15 protein-coding genes and 1 pseudogene are annotated in these 19,974 nt (G+C 48.8%); all 16 read left to right on the forward strand.

Going from position 1 to position 19,974, the window contains the following annotated elements:
* Positions 1-8: 8 nt before the first annotated feature.
* Entirely contained in the window at positions 9-1,754 is a 1,746-nt protein-coding gene (locus BN1360_RS15485; protein WP_068780759.1) for an ABC transporter ATP-binding protein, read from the forward strand.
* Positions 1,751-3,547 (forward strand): ABC transporter ATP-binding protein, encoded by a 1,797-nt coding sequence (locus tag BN1360_RS15490; protein WP_068780760.1) that lies wholly within the window; start codon positions 1,751-1,753, stop codon positions 3,545-3,547. The genes BN1360_RS15485 and BN1360_RS15490 overlap by 4 nt, the downstream gene beginning before the upstream one ends.
* A gap of 620 nt (positions 3,548-4,167) precedes the next feature.
* The gene (locus BN1360_RS15495) at positions 4,168-5,160 is read left to right on the forward strand and encodes a polysaccharide deacetylase family protein (protein WP_068780761.1); all 993 of its coding nucleotides are present in this window, start codon (positions 4,168-4,170) and stop codon (positions 5,158-5,160) included.
* Between the two features lie 120 nt (positions 5,161-5,280).
* A complete protein-coding gene (locus tag BN1360_RS15500) occupies positions 5,281-6,534 on the forward strand; it encodes a M16 family metallopeptidase (protein WP_068780762.1) in 1,254 nt (417 codons plus the stop codon).
* The gene (gene dut, locus BN1360_RS15505) at positions 6,518-6,973 is read left to right on the forward strand and encodes a dUTP diphosphatase (protein ID WP_068780763.1); all 456 of its coding nucleotides are present in this window, start codon (positions 6,518-6,520) and stop codon (positions 6,971-6,973) included. The genes BN1360_RS15500 and dut overlap by 17 nt, the downstream gene beginning before the upstream one ends.
* A 233-nt stretch (positions 6,974-7,206) precedes the next feature.
* Positions 7,207-8,106: a dipicolinate synthase subunit DpsA gene (gene dpsA, locus BN1360_RS15510; protein WP_068780764.1), complete on the forward strand. Its 900-nt coding sequence runs from the start codon at positions 7,207-7,209 to the stop codon at positions 8,104-8,106.
* On the forward strand, positions 8,103-8,696 hold the full coding sequence (locus BN1360_RS15515) for a dipicolinate synthase subunit B (protein ID WP_068780765.1): 594 nt from the start codon (positions 8,103-8,105) through the stop codon (positions 8,694-8,696). Before dpsA ends, BN1360_RS15515 begins: the two co-directional genes overlap by 4 nt.
* A 26-nt stretch (positions 8,697-8,722) precedes the next feature.
* Positions 8,723-9,019 (forward strand): annotated as a pseudogene (locus BN1360_RS26430) (Asd/ArgC dimerization domain-containing protein); the annotation flags it as partial.
* 107 nt (positions 9,020-9,126) lie between these two features.
* Positions 9,127-10,350 (forward strand): aspartate kinase, encoded by a 1,224-nt coding sequence (dapG, locus tag BN1360_RS15520; protein WP_068780766.1) that lies wholly within the window; start codon positions 9,127-9,129, stop codon positions 10,348-10,350.
* A gap of 63 nt (positions 10,351-10,413) precedes the next feature.
* Positions 10,414-11,277 (forward strand): 4-hydroxy-tetrahydrodipicolinate synthase, encoded by an 864-nt coding sequence (gene dapA / locus BN1360_RS15525; protein WP_068780767.1) that lies wholly within the window; start codon positions 10,414-10,416, stop codon positions 11,275-11,277.
* Positions 11,278-11,539: 262 nt separating this feature from the next.
* A complete protein-coding gene (locus BN1360_RS15530) occupies positions 11,540-13,219 on the forward strand; it encodes a ribonuclease J (RefSeq protein WP_068780768.1) in 1,680 nt (559 codons plus the stop codon).
* Positions 13,220-13,436: 217 nt separating this feature from the next.
* Positions 13,437-14,204 (forward strand): ClpP family protease, encoded by a 768-nt coding sequence (locus BN1360_RS15535; RefSeq protein WP_068780769.1) that lies wholly within the window; start codon positions 13,437-13,439, stop codon positions 14,202-14,204.
* Positions 14,201-14,425, forward strand: coding sequence for a YlzJ-like family protein (locus tag BN1360_RS15540; RefSeq protein WP_068780770.1), 225 nt, complete (start codon positions 14,201-14,203; stop codon positions 14,423-14,425). The genes BN1360_RS15535 and BN1360_RS15540 overlap by 4 nt, the downstream gene beginning before the upstream one ends.
* A 399-nt stretch (positions 14,426-14,824) precedes the next feature.
* Entirely contained in the window at positions 14,825-17,488 is a 2,664-nt protein-coding gene (locus BN1360_RS15545) for an FtsK/SpoIIIE family DNA translocase (RefSeq protein ID WP_068780771.1), read from the forward strand.
* A 160-nt stretch (positions 17,489-17,648) separates the two neighbouring features.
* On the forward strand, positions 17,649-18,476 hold the full coding sequence (sleB, locus tag BN1360_RS15550; protein WP_068780772.1) for a spore cortex-lytic enzyme: 828 nt from the start codon (positions 17,649-17,651) through the stop codon (positions 18,474-18,476).
* A 216-nt stretch (positions 18,477-18,692) separates the two neighbouring features.
* Positions 18,693-19,973 (forward strand): EF-P 5-aminopentanol modification-associated protein YfmF, encoded by a 1,281-nt coding sequence (yfmF, locus tag BN1360_RS15555; protein WP_068780773.1) that lies wholly within the window; start codon positions 18,693-18,695, stop codon positions 19,971-19,973.
* Position 19,974 lies beyond the last annotated feature (1 nt).

Below are 19,974 nucleotides of genomic sequence, written 5' to 3' on the forward strand. Positions count from 1 at the left end.
GGGGCGAGATGGCTACAAAAGAGAAATTATCAATGACCTGGCTCTTAACCTATTTGAAGCCGGTCAGGGGGAAGCTGGCGCTTCTGCTTGTCATGCTGCTTGCCTCAACAGCTTTGCAGCTTATTCATCCGCAGATTGTGGCACGCTTTATCGATACAGCCGCTGCGGACGGTCTCGTATCCAGCCTGCTGGTGCTTGCGGGCGCTTTTCTCGTGGTGGCTGTAAGCAATCAGTTAATTACAGTAGCCGTAAGCTACATAGGCAATGATGTCGCCTGGAGGTCAACGAACAAGCTGCGTGGCGATTTGCTCAGACACTGTCTGAAGCTGGATATGCGGTTCCATAATCTGAAGACCCCAGGAGAAATGATCGAGCGAGTTGATGGCGATGTAACGGGGATCTCAAATTTTTTTGCTATGTTCATTGTTCAAGTTATCGGGAGCTTTGTACTGCTGGCCGGAATCCTAGGATATATGTATAATGTTAACGCGCTAATCGCTGGCGTAATGACCTTGTTCACCCTGCTTGCGATTCTGTTCATGGTCATCATCCGCAATTTGGGTGTACAGTCGTCCAAGAAAGAGCGGGAAGCGAGTGCGGCTCTATTTGGTCTGATCGAGGAGCGAATCGCCGGGATCGAGGATGTGCAGGCCAACGGGCATGTGCCTTATGTGATGAATCGCTTCTACCGCGCGATGCGCTCGGTAGCGATAACGGGACGAAGGGCATGGATGCTGCGAATCATTCCCTGGAACACGACGGTCGTCCTGTTTGCGCTTGCCGTAACTGCAGTGCTGCTGCTTGGCGTTCATTATTATTTAACGGGGAGAATATCGCTTGGCATGCTGTTCCTCATCTATCAATATACACAGATGCTGAATGATCCGATTGAGATGCTTGGCGATCAGGTGCAGGAGTTCCAAAAGGCGAAATCGGGTATGCTCCGCTCCAGAGAACTGCTGTCAAGCCGCAGCGAGATTATTGGCGGGGATCAGGCGTTATTGCCTGAATGTGCTCTAAGTCTGGAATTTGAAGCGGTCTCGTTCCATTATAGCGAGGATAAGCCCGTCTTGAACAATCTGTCGTTCCGGGTTGAAGCCGGGGAGAGACTGGGGATTATTGGTCGTACGGGGAGTGGCAAATCGAGTCTTAGCCGTGTTCTGCTACGACTCTATAACATCAATCAAGGGGTAATCCGAATCGGAGGCATCGATATTACGAAGCTGGATCTGCCTTCGCTCTATCAGCGTGTAGGGATGGTTACTCAGGACGTACAGCTATTCGACGGGACGCTGCGTGACAATCTAACGCTGTTTAATACAGAGGTAACGGATGAACAAATACTGGAGACGACGGGACGCCTTGGGCTGAGTACATGGATTGAAGCTTTGCCGGATGGACTGGATACTCATCTCTCCTCGGGAGGCTCTTCCTTGTCAGCCGGAGAAGCCCAGCTGTTCGCCTTGACACGTGTATTTCTAACCGAGCCGAGTCTCGTCGTTCTGGATGAGCCGTCGTCAAGATTGGACGCAGCTACGGAATCGATGCTTCAGATCGCTGTGGACTCGCTGATGGAGCATTGCACCGGAGTCGTTATCGCACACCGCCTGGCTACGTTGGAGCAGGTTGACAAGATCCTAGTGCTCGGTGATGGGCAGATCCTGGAGTTCGGTGATCGGAAGGAGCTGGCTGACCGTCCGGATTCGCACTACGCCAAATTGCTGGCAACCGGCCGAGAGGAGGAATTGGCATGAATATTACAGGCTTTATCAGCCGCCTATTCCGATATAAGCCAGTCCTGTTTATTTTAAATGGATTGCTGTGGGGAGTATTTCACTCTTTACCGCTCCTGTTTGGACTCGGAATGCAGTGGTTTTTTGACCGTGCGACGATGGGGAGCGATAATTATTTGTGGCTTGCCACGCCACTGATCTTCCTGGCGGTGGTCAGATTTCTGCGTGTGGGAACCTTCTTCACCGCTTTCTATCAATGGGTAACTTATATTTTTCATATTCAAGCAATTTTGCGTACAAATATGCTGGCGGGAATTATGCGCTGGCCGGGTCGGAACCTGCCTGCGACTCCCGGGGAGGCTATGAGCCGTTTTCGGGATGATGTAAATGAGGTGGTCGAATATGTGGAGTCCTGGGTTGATTTCTGGGGCCGGCTGATATTTGCCGCCGCATCCATTATCATTATGGCCAATATTAACTGGAAGATCACACTGGTTGCGATTCTCCCTCTGCTTATCGTCACCTTGCTGAACAATCTGTCTGGCAATAAAGCGCGCAAATACGGCCAGATGAACCGTGAGGCAACCGGACGCATTACGAGCTTCATTGCTGAGACTTTTGGGGCGGTGCAGGCGCTCAAGCTTGGCCAGGCCGAGGAGCATGTGCATCGCAAGTTTACTGAGCTTAATGAGGAGCGGCGTCAGGCGGCGCTGAAGGACAATTTGTTCAAGCAGTGGATGAGATCACTGAACCAGCATGTGCTAAGCATATGCACAGGGTTGATCTTGCTCATGTGTGCGGCAGAGATGAAGGCGGGGCGGTTTACAGTAGGGGATTTCGCCTTATATACGACCTATCTTACCAATATTGGCTTCAGTATTTCGTTATTTGGCTATATGGTATATCAGCATAAACGTCTAAAAGTATCTTTTGATAGAATGCGTAATTTGTTCAGGCCAGGTGAAGAGGATCGAATTATCGAAGCGAGAGAGACTTATCTGAACAGTGAGCCTCCGGAGCTGCCGGTACGTCAGAAAAAGCCGGAGGAGCGTCTGCGAAGTCTTGAGGTGAATAACTTGTCCTACCATTACCCGGAATCGGACAGCGGGATATCGCAAGTGAATCTGCGGCTTGAGCGGGGACAATTCCTCGTAATTACCGGTCGGATCGGCTCGGGTAAATCAACGTTGGTACGGACGCTGCTAGGGCTTCTGCCTAAAGAAGAAGGAGAGATTCTGTGGAATGGCCAGGAGGTGCACACCGCCGAGTTCCTGATCCCTCCAAGAGCAGCCTACACTCCACAGGTGCCTCGTCTGTTCAGTGATACATTGAAGGAGAATATCGTGCAGGGTGGACCGGATGAGCAAACTCTGGAACGGGCGATCCGCCTGTCCGTCATGGACAAAGATATAGCCGATCTTGATGACGGACTGGATACTTATGTAGGTCCACGTGGAGTTATGTTGTCTGGCGGGCAGATTCAACGGGCAGCGACAGCCAGGATGCTGATGACAGATTCGGACTTGTGTATATTTGATGATCTCTCTAGCGCGCTAGATGTAGAGACCGAGCAGAAGGTATGGGAAGGACTGTTCCAGGAAACGGATGTAACCTGTATTGCCGTATCGCACCGGCGCGCAGCGTTAAGTAGGGCGGATCATATAATAGTTATGAAAGAAGGGCAAATCGAAGCTGAAGGTACTTTGCAGGACCTGTTAGCCTCCTGTGAAGAAATGCGCCTGCTGTGGCAAGGTGAATCTGCGGATTCGGATCGGGCGGAAATCGTTAAAAAGGTGGAATTGAGCTCGATATAAAGAAGATAAATTTAAGCTATAAATTGGACGTACCCGGCGATTAGAATCGCCGGGTACTTGTGTATTATGCGCTATTAGAGTTGTTCAAAAGGTATGCATCCGAGATCGCTTTCTACGAAAACATACCAGACTAAACGCCTCAGCCCTTGGCTTGATCCAGCCCTTTTGGTGCTGAAAAGCGAACTTTTGAACATGAACTATGAATAAAGCGACTCTTATAAATTTAACCTCTGACAGCACAATAGAAAAAATGCTGTACACGGTTCCGTATTTGTGAAGTTCATCAATCGGTACATTACTTCTAAAACAACAAAAGCCCTGCCTCTCTTTCGTCCTTGCGGCTCCGAAGACCGCTCCAGCGTGAATCAGAAAATTTCAAACGTTCCGTAAACTAGAAACTCTTACTTTGTAGGGTTATCAAATAGGAATTTTCTTCACTTCTAGATGGGTTAATTAGAAAACTTAGAGGAACTTACGAGGTTAAATTTACTCAACGAATGTAATTATAACATAAGTTTTCTGAAAAGGACAGGATTATTTCCAAACTGTGCTTATTTCGCATATTCCGGGACTTGTCTTCATAAGATTAGGACAAAACCCGCTGAAGGGGTGAGTCTGTCATGAGTCGAAAAAAACTGGTGGTTATCGTAGCAACAACCTTGCTCGTGATGATGCTGGGTCAGTTTGCCGGAATTCACAAATTTGTAGCAGGCGGAGACCCTGAGAAGGGCAATAAGCTTGTGCTCGGTTTACTTGGGGAGCAGAAAGAGGATGATCCCTTGCTGGCGCAAATACGCGCCGAGGCAGATAAACGGAGAATCGAGCCTATCGATGCAGTCAATGACCGGGTATGGAAAGCTGTTCCCGGATACAATGGTCGTGAGGTAGACATAGATAAGACCTATGAAAAGGCTAAAGCAGCAGGTCCCGGCCAGAAGCTTGAGTTCGTCTATCGCGAGCTGAAGCCGAAGGTCAGCCTGGATGATCTGGGGGCGGTGCCGATCTTTCGCGGTAATCCCAACAAGCCGATGGCTGCATTTATGATTAATGTGGCCTGGGGCAACGAGTATATTACTCCAATGCTGGACACGCTCGATGAAGCTAATGTGAAAGCAACCTTTTTCTTTGATGGAAGCTGGCTGAAGAAGAATACCGATCTGGCGCTGGAAATTCAAAAAAGAGGGCATCAGCTTGAGAATCATGCTTATTCCCATCCGAACATGAGTCAACTGGACGATAGCCGGGCCCGGCTGGAAATATCGAAGACGAAGGATCTGCTGAAGGAGAAGTTAGGGGTAGAGAATCGCTGGTTCGCACCGCCGTCCGGGGATTACAATCAGAGAACGGTCGATCTGGCGGCTGAGCAAGGACTAAAAACGGTATTATGGACCGTAGATACGGTTGATTGGCAGAAGCCTGCAGCAAGCACAATTATACAAAAAATCGCTCAAAAGGTGGAGCCCGGATCGTTGATTCTGATGCATCCCACCGCATCCTCACGAGATGCCCTAAAAGGGATGATTCAGGTGATTGAGCGCAAGGGGATCAAGCTGGGCACGGTGGCAGAGACCTTGTCCTCAGAACGAATCGATACGCCTGGAGTTGAGCGGTAGCCTTTTTTTTGATAGGATAGGATTGCATTTATCAATTCGCGGGTTGCTGGTCAAGCTATCCGTTTAAATGATGGTTCACGAAACAAGTTTTGCGGGGCAAAACCTTTAGGAGGATCCTTAGTGAATAAGACGCAATTAAGCAATGGCCTGCGGGTCGTTACGGAGAAAATTCCATCCTGTCGATCGGTCTCCTTCGGAATTTGGGTGAAAACCGGATCGCGTAATGAAACGCCGGAGCAGGGCGGGATTTCTCATTTTATTGAACACATGCTGTTCAAGGGAACGTCAAAATACAGCGCCAAAGACATCGCTGAGGAATTTGATGCCATCGGCGGCAATGTTAATGCGTTCACCTCAAAAGAGTATACTTGCTTCTATGCCAAGGTACTTGATGAACATCTGCCGATTGCAGTTGATGTGCTATCGGATATGTTCTTTCATTCGCTGTTTGATGCCGAAGAGCTTCGCAAAGAGAAGAACGTCATCCTGGAGGAAATCTCGATGTATGAAGATACGCCGGACGACATGGTTCATGATCTTATAACAGAAGCCGCCTATGGGGGACATCCTCTGGCTCTGCCTATTCTCGGAACCGAGGAGAAGCTTCTGGCGATGACGCCAGATCATCTTCGCCAATATATGAGAGAGAAGTATACGATCGAGAATACTGTGATCAGTGTTGCAGGCAATATCGATGACTCTCTGATGGAGCTGCTAGAGAAATATTTCGGAAGTTTCAGCAATCATGGTATTAGCGATCCATTGGTTGTGCCCGAATTCCTGGGCGAGCTCAAGTTCTATAAGAAGAAGACGGAGCAAAATCATATCTGTCTCTCTTTCCCGGGACTTGCTACTGGGGATGACAGACAATATGCGATGGTGCTGCTTAACAATGCGATTGGCGGCGGCATGAGCTCTCGCCTGTTCCAGGAAATTCGCGAGAAGCGCGGCCTGGCCTACTCTGTCTATTCCTATCATAGCTCCAGTGCGGATAGCGGCCTGTTTACGGTCTATGCCGGAACTGCCCCTAAGCAGACCGAGGATGTTCTGAGCTTGACGAAAGAAATTTTGCAAGATATCGCCCAAAACGGACTGACTGATAACGAGCTCCGCAAGGGCAAGGAGCAGCTTAAGGGCAGCCTGATTCTAAGTTTGGAGAGTACGGGGAGCCGGATGAACCGCCTCGGTAAGAATGAATTGATGCTGGGACGTCATTTTACCCTCGATCAAATGATAGATCGTATTGATGCGGTAACGATGGATGATGTAAACTATTGTATTATGGAAATGTTCAAGAAGCCGTTCGCACTTGCCATGGTAGGTGCTTCGGACCGGGCAATATCCGGATTAAGGAGAGATGAACTTGTCATTTGATGTACAGCTAAAACGTATGCCAGGCAATGAGGATGTAGAGCTTCCCCGCAAAATGTCTGAACTTGCCTCTGGTTTTGATCTTTATGCAGCAGTAACACAGGATATCAGATTGCAGCCGGGAGAACGGTTCCTCGTACCGACCGGCATTGCAATCGCCATGCCAGCCGGGCTTGAGGCGCAAGTCCGTCCGCGCAGCGGATTGGCATTGAAGCATGGTATTACATGCCTTAACACGCCCGGGACGATCGATGCCGATTATCGCGGAGAGATCAAAGTGCTTTTGATTAATCTGGGGCATGAGGCGTTCACAATTACACGCAATGAGCGGATTGCGCAGATGGTGTTTCAGACTGTGCCTGTGGTCAACCTGGTTGCCGTGGACGAGCTGTCCGATACAGAGCGTGGGGCCGGTGGATTTGGCCATACGGGAACGAAGTAAAAGCTCCGTAGAAGTTGGCCTGGATTTGAAACTTCAGGTCAGCATATCATGTGAAGAGACATACTTAAAACAAGCAAGCATCCTGCCTTCGGTTGGAAAAACCGGGGCCGGATGCTTGTTTTTTTATATGTAACTTGAGCCGCGCAAAAAGATAACCCCCCCTCCATCACCACTTGGTAGGCAACGGCATACTATGCTCTATACTGTATTGCCTGGAAGGAGTGGCGTCCTGAATGCTGACCGGTCTTACAATTGTGTTCCTGGGTGGAGATGCCAGGCAGATCGAAGTCATTAATAAGTGCATTGAACTGGATGCCTCAGTTCGTCTGGTTGGCTTCGACAAGTTGGAAAATCCGCCATCCGGAGTGAGGCATGAAGCATTGTCTTCTGTTTTGCTGCAAGAGGCGGATATTATCGTCATGCCGGTGATTGGCTGCGATGACAATGGAATTATCGCTGCGCCGTTCGGAAGCGGAGATCTGGTGATGAAGCAGGAGCTGTTCATGGCCATACGGGAGGGAGGCCTGGTCTACACGGGCATGGCCAAGAGTTTGCTGCGACGGATGAGCAGCGAGTATGGTTTCCGGCTCATCGAACTCCTTGATCGTGATGATGTGGCGATATACAATTCGATTCCGACGGCAGAGGGAGCCCTTATGATGGCAATTCAGAATACTGATATTACCATTCACGGCTCGACCTGTGTCGTGCTTGGAATTGGGAGAACAGGCTTCACTCTGGCGAAGACTTTGCAGGGATTAGGAGCGAAAATCAGGGTAGGTGTCCGCAGGGAGGCGGATGCTGCGAGAGCGGCCGTTATGGGCTGGGAGCCTTTTATGACAAGGGATTTGACCGCTTGCACCAGCGATATTGACTTGATTTTTAATACAATACCGACTATGATAATCACAGCGCAAATCATATCGAAATTGCCCAGAAGAACGGTAATTATCGACCTTGCCTCAGCTCCTGGCGGAACGGATTTCCGCTTCGCCGAGAAGCGTGGAATCAAAGCGCTCCTTGCTCCCGGATTACCTGGAATCGTAGCTCCTAAAACGGCTGGAATTATTATAGCGAACACATTGTGTCAGTCGATTACGGAAGAGTTCCATTTACGGGGGGATGAAGAGTGAATTGGCAAGGTGTAACAGTAGGTTATGCGGTAACAGGCTCACATTGTACACTTGCTGAGGTGATGCCGCAAATCCAGCGTTTTGTGGATGATGGTGCTAAAGTTGTTCCGATCATATCCCAATCGGTACTAACAACGGATACCCGTTTTGGCAAATCAGAGGATTGGCAGGAGCAGTTAAGAGATATTACCGGGAATAATATCATTTCTACAATTGTCGAGGCCGAGCCGCTCGGACCTAAGAAATTGCTGGATATTATGGTTATAGCGCCTTGTACAGGAACTACGACCAGTAAACTTGCGAATGCGGTAACAGACAGTCCTGTCCTGATGGCAGCAAAAGCGCAAATGCGCAATGGGCGTCCGCTAGTGGTCGCTATTTCAACGAATGATGGTCTGGGGTTTAATCTGGCGAATATCGCCAAGCTTATCGTCGCGAAGAATATATACTTCGTTCCTTTCGGTCAGGATAATCCGGCAGAGAAGCCGAATTCTCTGGTGGCACGGATGGAACTGGTTCCTGAGGCCTGCTTCGCGGCGCTTGAAGGTAAGCAATTGCAGCCGCTCATTGTAGAACGGTTCAATTCATAGGGGCATATGAAGGATTATTAACTTAGGTAACAGCAACCTGCGTGCGTATTCCGGTTGTTTATGGGCATTTTGAGGTCGGTCTATTGTCAAAGTTGGCACGGGTCACGATCTGGATGAAGTGAGAAGCTTGCTGTCCGATGCACCGGGTGTGACGCTTGTTGACGATCCGGCAGTGCAGAGCTGGAGCTCTGGTTACGGAAACTGCCGTCAAGACGGAGGTGTTCATAGAGCGTCTGCGTCGTAATCTTGGCAATGCACGGGCGCTAAATTGTAGATTGTGTCCGATAATCTGCTGAAAAGGCGCAGCATGGAACGCTGTTTAAATTGCAGAGATTATTGCAGCTAATGGATAAAACTTGATACCATAGCAGCCTAGAACAACGGAATAAAGTCAAGCTTTACTCCGCATACGTAAATTGGAGGAATACCCATGCGCATCTTAGTGCAAAAATTCGGTGGCACTTCTCTCTCCACTCCGGAGGCAAGAGATTACGTCATCTCACATATTCGCCGGGAGCTGGCTAACGGTTTCCGGCTCGTTGTGGTGGTGTCAGCAATGGGCCGCAAAGGCGACCCGTATGCAACAGACACGCTTCTTGATCTTATTGCTGGCAGCGGGGGATCATTGGAGCCGCGGGAACAGGATCTGCTGTTAGCCTGTGGTGAAATGATCTCCGCTTCCATGCTTAGCAGCCTGCTAAATAGAGAGAATATCTCTTCTTCCGTATTAACGGGAGCGCAGGCGGGGTTCCGAACGGATAGCCATTATGGCAACGCCAGAATTCTCGATATTGTACCTACCCGAGTGCTGGAGCAGTTGGAGCAGAAAGATGTTGTGATTGTAACCGGGTTCCAGGGGCAAAATCAGATCGGCGATTTTACGACGCTGGGACGCGGTGGAAGCGACACTTCGGCAACAGCGCTGGGTGCGGCGCTTCATGCTGAAATGGTCGATATTTATACGGATGTGAACGGCATCCTTACAGCAGACCCTAGAATCGTAGAGGATGCAAGACAGCTTGACTATGTGAGTTATGCTGAAATATGCAATATGGCTCATCAAGGGGCTAAGGTCATTCATCCGCGGGCAGTTGAAATTGCCATGCAATCAGGTATACCTGTGCGCGTACGTTCCACTTTCTCGGAAAGCGAAGGAACGCTCGTTGCGAATCCGGAAGGGTTCAAGGATGTGCAACTTGGCATTCTGGACCGTTATGTTACCGGCATCGCCTATGTGAACAATGTGACACAGATCAAGGTTGATGCATCGGGTAGTAACAATAAGGAGTCCTTGCAGCTGCAAGTCTTCAAGACGATGGCAGAAAATTCAATCAGTGTCGATTTTATTAATGTTACCCCGTCAGGAGTCGTTTATACGGTATTTGACCATGATTCCGATAAAGCGGTACAGGTATTGGAGCAGCACGGCTTGAAGCCGGATGTATTGACAGGCTGTGCCAAAGTATCGGTCATCGGCGGTGGAATCAATGGGGTTCCGGGAATTATGGCCAAAATCGTTGAAGCCTTAACGGAGCAAAAGGTACAGATTTTGCAATCTGCAGACTCCAATACGACGATTTGGGTGCTAGTTAATCAGGATGATATGGTGGCGGCATTGCGGGCTTTGCATACCAAGTTTGAACTGGGCCGGTAGATCGCTTAAGCCTATAAATAAGTTTTATTCCGCTTATTCAGCGAATTGAGAGGGGAGACGAAGATGGATTTCGGTAGATTGATTACAGCGATGGTTACACCATTTGATGAACAGAATCGAATTCATTGGGGCGAGACAGCTCGTCTTATCGATTATCTAATTGAGGAACAGAAGTCCGACAGCCTGGTAGTATGCGGTACGACCGGCGAGTCTCCAACATTGACAGACGAGGAAAAGCTGGAGTTATTTCGCTTTACAGTAGAACATGTGGCTGGCAGATGCAAAGTGATTGCGGGGACAGGAAGCAACAATACAGCCCACACTATTGAATTGTCCAAAGAAGCGGAGAAGCTGGGTGTAGATGGACTGCTGCTTGTAGCCCCATACTATAATAAGCCTTCCCAGGAAGGCTTATATCAACATTTCTCTGCAATTGCTAATTCGGTTTCATTACCAGCAGTACTGTATAATATCCCAGGTCGTACGGGGATAAGCATCAGTGCCGAGACCACCTTGAGATTAGCGCAAATCCCTAATATTGTTGCCACGAAGGAGTGTGCTCCCCTGGATCAGGTAGCCGAGATTGCCAGCGGCGCACCGGCCGGTTTCATAGTGTATTCCGGTGATGATGCGGCTGCGCTTCCGGCTCTGGCCGTAGGGGCCTATGGGGTTGTAAGTGTGGCAAGCCATATCGTGGGCAGCCCGATGAAGGAAATGATCACTGGCTTCCTGGCAGGTCAGGTAGAAGAAGCTGCAAAGCTGCATCAAAGACTGCTGCCTGTGTTTAAGGGATTGTTCGAATGCCCGAATCCGGTTGCTGTGAAGTACGCGCTTAATCTGCGCGGATATTTGGTGGGTTCGGTGCGACTGCCGCTTATTCCTCCGACAGAGGCGGAAGCAGAGCGCATTCGCGAGTTGCTGAACTAGTTCGCGACAACCAAATTTATGATACTTAACCATAAAGCGATGCCTTGAATGAGGCATTGCTTTTTTTATTATGGAGCAATGTAGAGGTATGCGGTAAATTCGGCTGACTTGTTTTTTATCTTTTTAATCATGTATAATGTAATTCAAGTGACTGGGTGCGGTTAAGTTTTTTATAGTTTCATTTAAATGAGCACTGATCGGGTGCATAACAACAAATTCAAAAATTTTTGACGTCCAAACAAATTAGGAGGGTTAGATTCACTTGTCCAAAAAAATGAATAATGATAAACTGATGATCTTTTCATTGGGCGGCGTTGCCGAAATCGGAAAGAACATGTACGTCGTTCAATATGCCAATGATATCGTCGTCATCGATGCCGGTTTGAAATTCCCGGAGGAAGATATGCTTGGCATTGACATCGTCATTCCTGATATTACTTACTTGACGGAGAACCGTGATAAAGTAAGGGGTATCTTGATTACCCATGGTCATGAAGATCATATCGGTGGCTTGCCATACGTTCTCAAAAACCTGAATGTACCTGTCTACGGTACTAAGCTTACATTGGGGCTGGTTGAGAACAAGCTGAAGGAGGCAGGTCTGCTTGGTGAGACGAAGCGGGTGCTTATTAACGCCGATTCCGAAGTTCAATTGGGGTCTACGATGAAGGCCACCTTCTTCAGAACGAACCATAGTATTCCGGATTCCGTCGGGGTATGTCTGGAGACACCAGAAGGCAATGTCGTTCACACGGGGGACTTCAAATTCGACCATACGCCGGTGAACAATCAGTTTGCCGATCTTCATCGCATGGGTGAAATCGGGAAGAAAGGCGTGCTCGCCTTACTATCGGATAGTACGAATGCGGAGAGACCCGGTTTTACGCCATCTGAGAAAAATGTAGGCATCGTGCTTGACGATATCTTCAGCAAGGCCGCACAGCGGGTAGTTGTCGCGACCTTCGCTTCCAACGTTCATCGGATTCAGCAGGTCATTGATGCGGCTTATACAACGGGACGCAAGGTAACTATCATCGGGCGCAGCATGGTGAACGTGGTGACGATTGCCTCTGAGCTTGGTTATCTGAATGTACCTGACGGCTTGTTGATTGAGCCGGAAGAGATCAATAAAATGGCCGCAGATCGTGTAGTCATTCTCTGTACAGGCAGCCAAGGCGAACCTATGTCCGCTCTGACGCGGATGGCGCGCTCAACACATCGCAAGGTCGATATTTTGCCTGGGGATACCGTTATCATCGCTGCTACTCCAGTACCTGGTAATGAGAAGTATGTTGGAAGAACGATTGATGAATTATTCCGTCTAGGTGCGGAAGTAATATATAGCGGTTCAAATTCCGGAGTCCACGTATCGGGTCACGGCAGTCAGGAAGAGCTTAAGCTGATGCTGAACCTGATGCGTCCGAAATATTTCATCCCAATACACGGTGAATACCGGATGCTTCGCAAGCATGCGCTTCTTGGGGAATCCGTTGGCGTTGATCCAGACAATATCTTTCTGGTTGATATCGGAGATATTGTCGAGATCCAGAACGGTGTAGCCCGCAAGGCAGGCAAAGTTCCGTCCGGTAATGTACTGATTGACGGGCTTGGCGTTGGTGACGTAGGTAATATTGTACTGCGCGACCGCAAGCTTCTGTCACAGGACGGAATTCTGGTTGTCGTTGTCACGCTGAGTAAGCAGGATGGCACTATCGTCTCTGGGCCGGACATTATATCCAGAGGTTTCGTATATGTGCGTGAGTCTGAAGGGCTCTTGGAAGAAGCGAACCGGATCGTATCCAGCACACTGGAGAAATTGATGAGCGAGAACGTGAATGAGTGGGCTTCGTTGAAGACCAGCGTCAAAGATGCGCTCGGACGTTTCCTATATGAACAGACACGTCGCAGACCGATGATTTTGCCAATCATCATGGAAGTGTAATACTTCTGTAAATTTAGCTAATTAAATAATATTTTAGGCACACAGTCGCCTCTCTCCCAAAGGTAATATTGGACGGTTCCCCGTGGGAGGGGGGCTTTTTTTGTGTTGCGGCACTTCTTCTGCTTGGTATTGTAATGAGGCCATAGGAATAACGGCATACTAAACCTTATGGACGCAAGATTAGATTACAGGCTAATGCCGGAAGGAAAGGTGCATCATGCATAGACATAGTGAAGTATCAATGAGGCAGGAGATCGAGCCCGGGGAAAAGCCCGAGGTACAGCAGCCGATGCCTGAGGATAAACCCGATGTAACTGAGATGATCCAGCAGCTTGGTCAAACGGCTGTACCGACTCCAGGAGAGTCCAACATATATTGCTTGACGATAATCGGTCAGATCGAAGGTCATCTTGTGCTGCCTCCGCAGAATAAGACGACGAAGTATGAGCATTTGATTCCGCAATTGGTTGCAGCTGAACAAAATCCGAAGATTGAGGGCTTGCTCATCATTTTAAATACGGTTGGCGGTGATGTAGAAGCAGGGCTGGCCATCGCCGAGATGATCGCTTCCCTTACTAAACCTACGGTCACAGTCGTTATAGGAGGCGGACATAGCATTGGCGTACCTATTGCTGTTGCTTCTAATTATTCGCTGATCGCCGAGAGTGCGACGATGACCATTCATCCGATTCGCATGACCGGGCTGGTTATCGGTGTTCCGCAGACATTCGAGTACATCGAGAAAATGCAGGAGCGCGTGGTCCGTTTCGTAACGTCGCATTCTAATATTACTGAACAAATGTTCAAGGAGCTGATGTTCAAGACGGGCGAGCTTAATCGGGATATCGGAACCTCGGTCGGGGGAAACGATGCAGTCAAATATGGCCTGATTGACGGGGTTGGCGGGATCGGTGAAGGTTTGCTTCAATTGAACAGTCTGATCGATTCGCGAAGAAAAACTGCCCAAGGAGGACCGAAGCAATGACGCATTATACCATTATGCCGGAAGAGGAATACTGGGCCCAGCCTGAGGTTCAGGAAATGTATACGGAGCTCGAGATGGGAGGCGTTCTGATGCAGGTCCGGATGGAACAGGGCAATCGGGCTACAATTATCAGGCTGCTGCGCTGTAATCTTGAGGATTATTTGAACCCGCGGCTCGCTCCCGGCCAGCAAATCATCTATATGCCAACCTTGTTTAATTAAGTGTGTGACCCAAAAGCAGCCTTTTGAACCGCCTCAATTAAATCAAGTTCAAAAAGCGGGTTTTCAAAACCGAGAAGGTTGGATGAAGCTAGGGCGTGAGGAGCGGAGCGTACGTGGTTTGTACGAGAGCACCGGGAGGGCTCGGTTGAATTTAAGATTCGATGTCGAGTAACTTCTTGGTAAATCTTCGTGTTAGATATAGAATTTATTCGTTATCAGCGGAAGCTGATGAAATTCTATATCGCAAGAAACCCTACCTCTGGATCGCGGTCGCTCATCCTTGAATTACCTCGGGCGGTTTTCTTATCAAAAGCAGCCTTTTTGAACGACCTCAAAGAAAGGGGTAGCGGTTTTATCGGGTGAATATGGTATAATATTCATCTGGGGGGTGTTCCTGTTTTGGCAAAAAAAAGGAAGAAGAAAAAGGCTGTTGCCATAGGCAATTTACTAAAATATGAAATTTATGGGATCATCCTGATTACTCTATCTATAATAGCGCTATCCGGCGAAGCTGCGGTGGGGAGAACACTGTCCAAGATGTCGGCTCTTTTGCTGGGCAAGTTCTATTTCGTGATTCCTTTAATAGGTATTTATGTTGGACTAGCCGTTATGATCAATCGCAAATGGCCATCCCGCTGGACGACTAGACGCAGCGGGGGCCTTCTTGCTGTGCTCGCGCTCGCTCTGATGAGCACTCTAATTTCGATGCAGCAAAGGCTGGAGCCGGTTGTTCCGATGACCTTTGGCAATATTTTGAATCAGATTCATATCGATCTGCGCACCTCATTATTTCAGCCGACAGCGATTGAAGCGGGCTTCAGCATGCTGAATTTAAATATCAGTGGAGGATATATTGGCGGTATTGAATTTGCGTTGCTTTACTCTCTGTTTGGTCCTGCTGGAGCTACGCTGATTATGATCGTTATGCTGGCGATCAGCTTTATGCTGATTACCGGTTTATCCTACGTGGATATTGTTCGTCTGCTTCGTGGCAGATTGGGGGAGCTGGGCAAACAGATGGGCGAGAAAGTGCGAATGCTGCGCCCTGTTCCCGTGAAGAACCGGAATCGGCGGGAGGCGAAGCCGGTGGCAGTATCGCCAGAGGACATGGAAGACGATGCAGGTTATATGCTGGCTGATGAGGAACCGCCGTCTACGCCAAAGAAGAAACCGGTATTTTTCCAGTTGTTTGGCTTTAAAGGCGTTTCTGCAAACCAAGCTGAGACCGCGAATGATTACATAGATGAAGACCAGCAGACGGAACCATTGGAATCAGACGCTTCCCAAGGCATTAACTGGAACGAATTGAAATATGAAGGCCAGCAGAACGGGGAGCTCGCCGCTGAGGATAGAGGCCCAATCATTCGAGATTTCTTCGACAATATTCAGCGGGAGAGTCGTCTGCATGAAGAGGATGAAGCCATGGAGGAAGATCTAGACTTAGAAGGCTTCGATCATGCGGCGACTTATCCAGAAGAGGAGCAAATTCCTTCCGGCCCCCTTGCTGAAGAAAGCTTCATGAATGAGGCGGCGGACTTGGATGAGATAGACTCCAGTCCTGAAGCGGAAGCTTCCTCGGGAGAACAGGAAACCGAAACGGATGTGCCGATAGCACCTCCCAAGCCTGCACCAAAGCCATATAAATTGCCATCGTTCCGTTTGCTCTCGAAGCCTGCCGGATCAGGCAAAGCCGGCGATCAGGCAGATTATATGCAAACTGCTCGCAAGCTTGAAGCTACGCTGGAGAGCTTCGGGGTGCGCGCGCGCGTGCTTGAAGTGGTAAGGGGGCCTGCGGTAACCCGTTATGAGGTGCAGCCGGATATCGGCGTGAAGGTTAGCCGGATTGTCAATCTGACTGACGATATTGCGCTGGCGCTTGCCGCCAAAGATATCCGCATGGAAGCGCCGATACCTGGTAAATCCGCGATTGGCATTGAAGTGCCCAATAATGAAGTTTCTCTTGTCACGATGCGTGAAGTTATGGAGACGCCGACCTTTATGAATTCGGAGGCTCGATTAACGATCGCCTTTGGTCGCGATATTTCAGGACAGACCATCGTTGGCAATCTGGCCAAGATGCCGCATTTGCTCGTTGCCGGAGCAACTGGCTCAGGCAAATCGGTATGTATTAACGGGATCATCACAAGTATTCTGTACAAAGCCAAACCGGATGAGGTCAAGTTTATGATGGTTGACCCGAAAATGGTCGAGCTTAATGTATATAACGGTATTCCTCATTTGCTGACTCCGGTAGTTACCGATCCACGCCGCGCTTCACTGGCGCTGAAGAAGATTGTTGTTGAGATGGAGAAGCGCTATGAGCTGTTCTCCAAATCGGGAGCCCGCAATATTGAAGGTTATAACCAAATGATGCAAGATAATCCCGAGGCTGTACTGCCTTATATCGTCGTCATTGTGGACGAGCTTGCCGATTTGATGATGGTAGCTGCGCATGATGTAGAGGATGCCATTGCACGTCTTGCACAAATGGCGCGGGCCGCGGGTATTCATTTGATTATTGCTACACAACGGCCTTCGGTTGACGTTATTACCGGGGTGATTAAAGCTAATATTCCGTCGCGAATTGCCTTTGGGGTCTCCTCACAGGTCGATTCCCGTACGATTCTCGACATGGCCGGTGCTGAGAAGCTGCTTGGCCGTGGTGATATGCTGTATATGCCGATGGGCGCCTCGAAGCCGATCCGCGTACAAGGTGCATTTATGAGTGATCAGGAGGTCGAGACCATCGTCTCTTATGTGCGGACTCAAGGCCAAGCGGAATATGATGAGAGCCTGGTTCCGGAAATCGATGAGGAGTCGACAGAGCCGGAAGAGGTTCTCGATGAATTGTATGATCAGGCGGTGCAGATTGTCCTTGAGGCGAAGCAGGCTTCGGTATCGCTTCTGCAGCGAAGAATGCGCGTTGGCTATACCCGGGCCGCAAGATTAATCGATTCGATGGAAGCGCGGGGGATCGTAGGTCCCTATGAAGGAAGTAAACCGCGGGAAGTGCTGCTTACAATGGAGCAATTCAAAATGAATAATAATAAAATCTCATCGTAGAGCAGTTTTTTTAAAAAGCCACCTCAGCTCTATGCTCATATCATAGCTGCAAAACCTCATTTGTTGCTGCCTTTTTTGGAGTGCATAGGAAGTGGTCGGGCTTGTCATACTAAAGTCAACCATCCATGTTAATCCACAACAGAAAGGTAGAGCTAAACGAATGATAAAAGCGAAAATATGGTATGCCGCCGGTTTAGTGCTGCTTTTATTTGGCATCGGGTTCGGGATATATCATTTTACCCAGGCCAACGATGTAAAGGCAAATCAAGAGGTTCCCAAGCAGGCCGTGCCTGTATTTAGTGAACAGGTTATCAACTATGGTGCATTTGGACAGGATGTATACGAGCTCCAAGGCCGTCTGGCTTTTTTGGGTTTTTATTACGGGAAGATCGACAGTAAATTCGGAGATAAGACCCGGGATTCCTTAAAGTGGTTCCAATCCGAGTTCGGACTCAAGGTGGATGGTCTAGCAGGTCCGAAAACGAAGCTTATGCTATGGAAAGCAACCAAGGAATGGAAGCCGGGTATGGAGTCAGGCCAGGGAACGGGCAAGGAGACGGCAAAGACTCCGTCGAAGGAACCGGAGAAAGGGAAGGAAAGTGAGGAGTTATCGCCTTCCAATGCGATGGGACTTTCACAAAATGATTTGAACATAATGGCGAATGCCGTATATGGTGAATCACGCGGAGAGCCGTTTGAAGGTCAGGTTGCGGTTGCCGCTGTCATTCTGAATCGGGTCAAATCGCCAAGCTTTCCGAATACCGTCTCAGGGGTTATCTTCCAGCCAGGGGCCTTTACAGCGGTTGCTGACGGGCAAATCTGGCTGACGCCGAACGAGACTGCCAAGAAGGCGGTTCAGCAAGCATTAAATGGTTGGGATCCTTCCGGAGGCTGCCTCTATTATTTCAATCCGGAGACAGCAACTTCTAAATGGATCTGGACCAGACCGCAGGTTAAGACGATTGGAAAGCATATTTTCTGTATGTAAATAGATCTAAATGAAGAGCAGCCGCTTGCTTGATGGGCGGTTGCTTCTTTCCTTTCCAATGGTATAGAATGGAACTAATTTCATTGTTAAATTCGAAGTGGTCCACATCTGGCCACTGATTTTTAAGCGGGTGGATTTAGCTTCGAATCTTCATTTCGCCTGTTTTTTACACATGCATGATTTGCATTTTAAGTCTTTTGTAAAGGAGTTTTGGTCTTGAACAAGATGATTTTTGAACGGGGCAGCGTGGGTCAAATTCGGATTCATGTAATGCCGACTACCAGATTCAAGACGTTTGCAGTGTCGCTCTATGCAGGTATTCCTCTGGCCAGAGAGACGGTTACTGCGACAGCTCTAACGCCGTTTGTACTTCGTCGCGGTACCGCTTCATATCCGGAGACAACCCAGTTTAGAGAGCAGTTAGAGCGTTTGTACGGCGCGGGATTCGGTTTTGATGTCTACAAAAGGGGTAATTATCAGATCGTTCAGTTTCGGATGGATACAATAAATGATTCGTTTGTGCAGAGCGAGCAGTCGCTCCTGTCGCAGAGCTTTGAATTTCTTGGTGAAGTCGTAACGAAGCCCGTGACAGAGTCAAATGCTTTTCGCCCATCTTATGTCGCTTCGGAGCGCGAGAATGTGCGCAAGAAGCTTGAGGCGATCATCAACGACAAAATGCGTTATGCTGCTGAGCGCTGTATTGAGGAAATGTTCCGCAATGACAGCTATCGGTTGCATCCTCTTGGCGAGCGCAGCGATCTTGAACAAAATACACCTGAATCGTTATATAACGCTTATCAAGAATGGCTGAAGAACGCAAGCCTTGATCTATATGTTGTAGGGGATACGACGCTGGCTGAGGTTGAAGAGCTGGTGACGCATCATTTTCAATTGAATCGTTCTGCCTCCCCGGGTTATGAGCCGGAGCGAGTGAAGCTATCCAATACCGAACCACGAACAATTACTGAAAAGCTGGATGTAAGCCAGGGCAAGCTAAATCTTGGACTTCGCACGGATATCACCTATGGGGATGAACGCTATGCTGCTGCATTGTTGTATAACGGAATTCTCGGAAGTTATCCGCATTCCAAGCTTTTCGTAAATGTACGGGAGAAGGAAAGTCTGGCTTATTATGCAGCTTCGAGATTTGATGGCCATAAGGGAATGATCGGCATTCAATCCGGCATTGAGATCGCTAACTATGAAAAAGCTTTAGATATTATCAAGGCCCAATTAGCTAGCCTGCAAGCCGGCGAGATCAGTGAGATGGAAATGACACAGACCAAAGCGATGATCCGCAACAGTCTGCTGGAAATGCAGGACTCGGCGTTTGAAATGATCGCTTATGATTTCAACCGGATACTTTCCGGCAAGGATCGTCCGGTAGAGCAATTGCTAAGCGAGGTAGAACAGGTGCAGCCTGCCGATGTTGTTGAAGCAGCGAATACGGTTCGGCTTGACACGATATACTTTTTGACAGGGCAGAAGGAGGGATAAC

Origin of the sequence: Paenibacillus sp. GM2, assembly GCF_900069005.2 — a bacterium.
Classification (GTDB): domain Bacteria; phylum Bacillota; class Bacilli; order Paenibacillales; family Paenibacillaceae; genus Fontibacillus.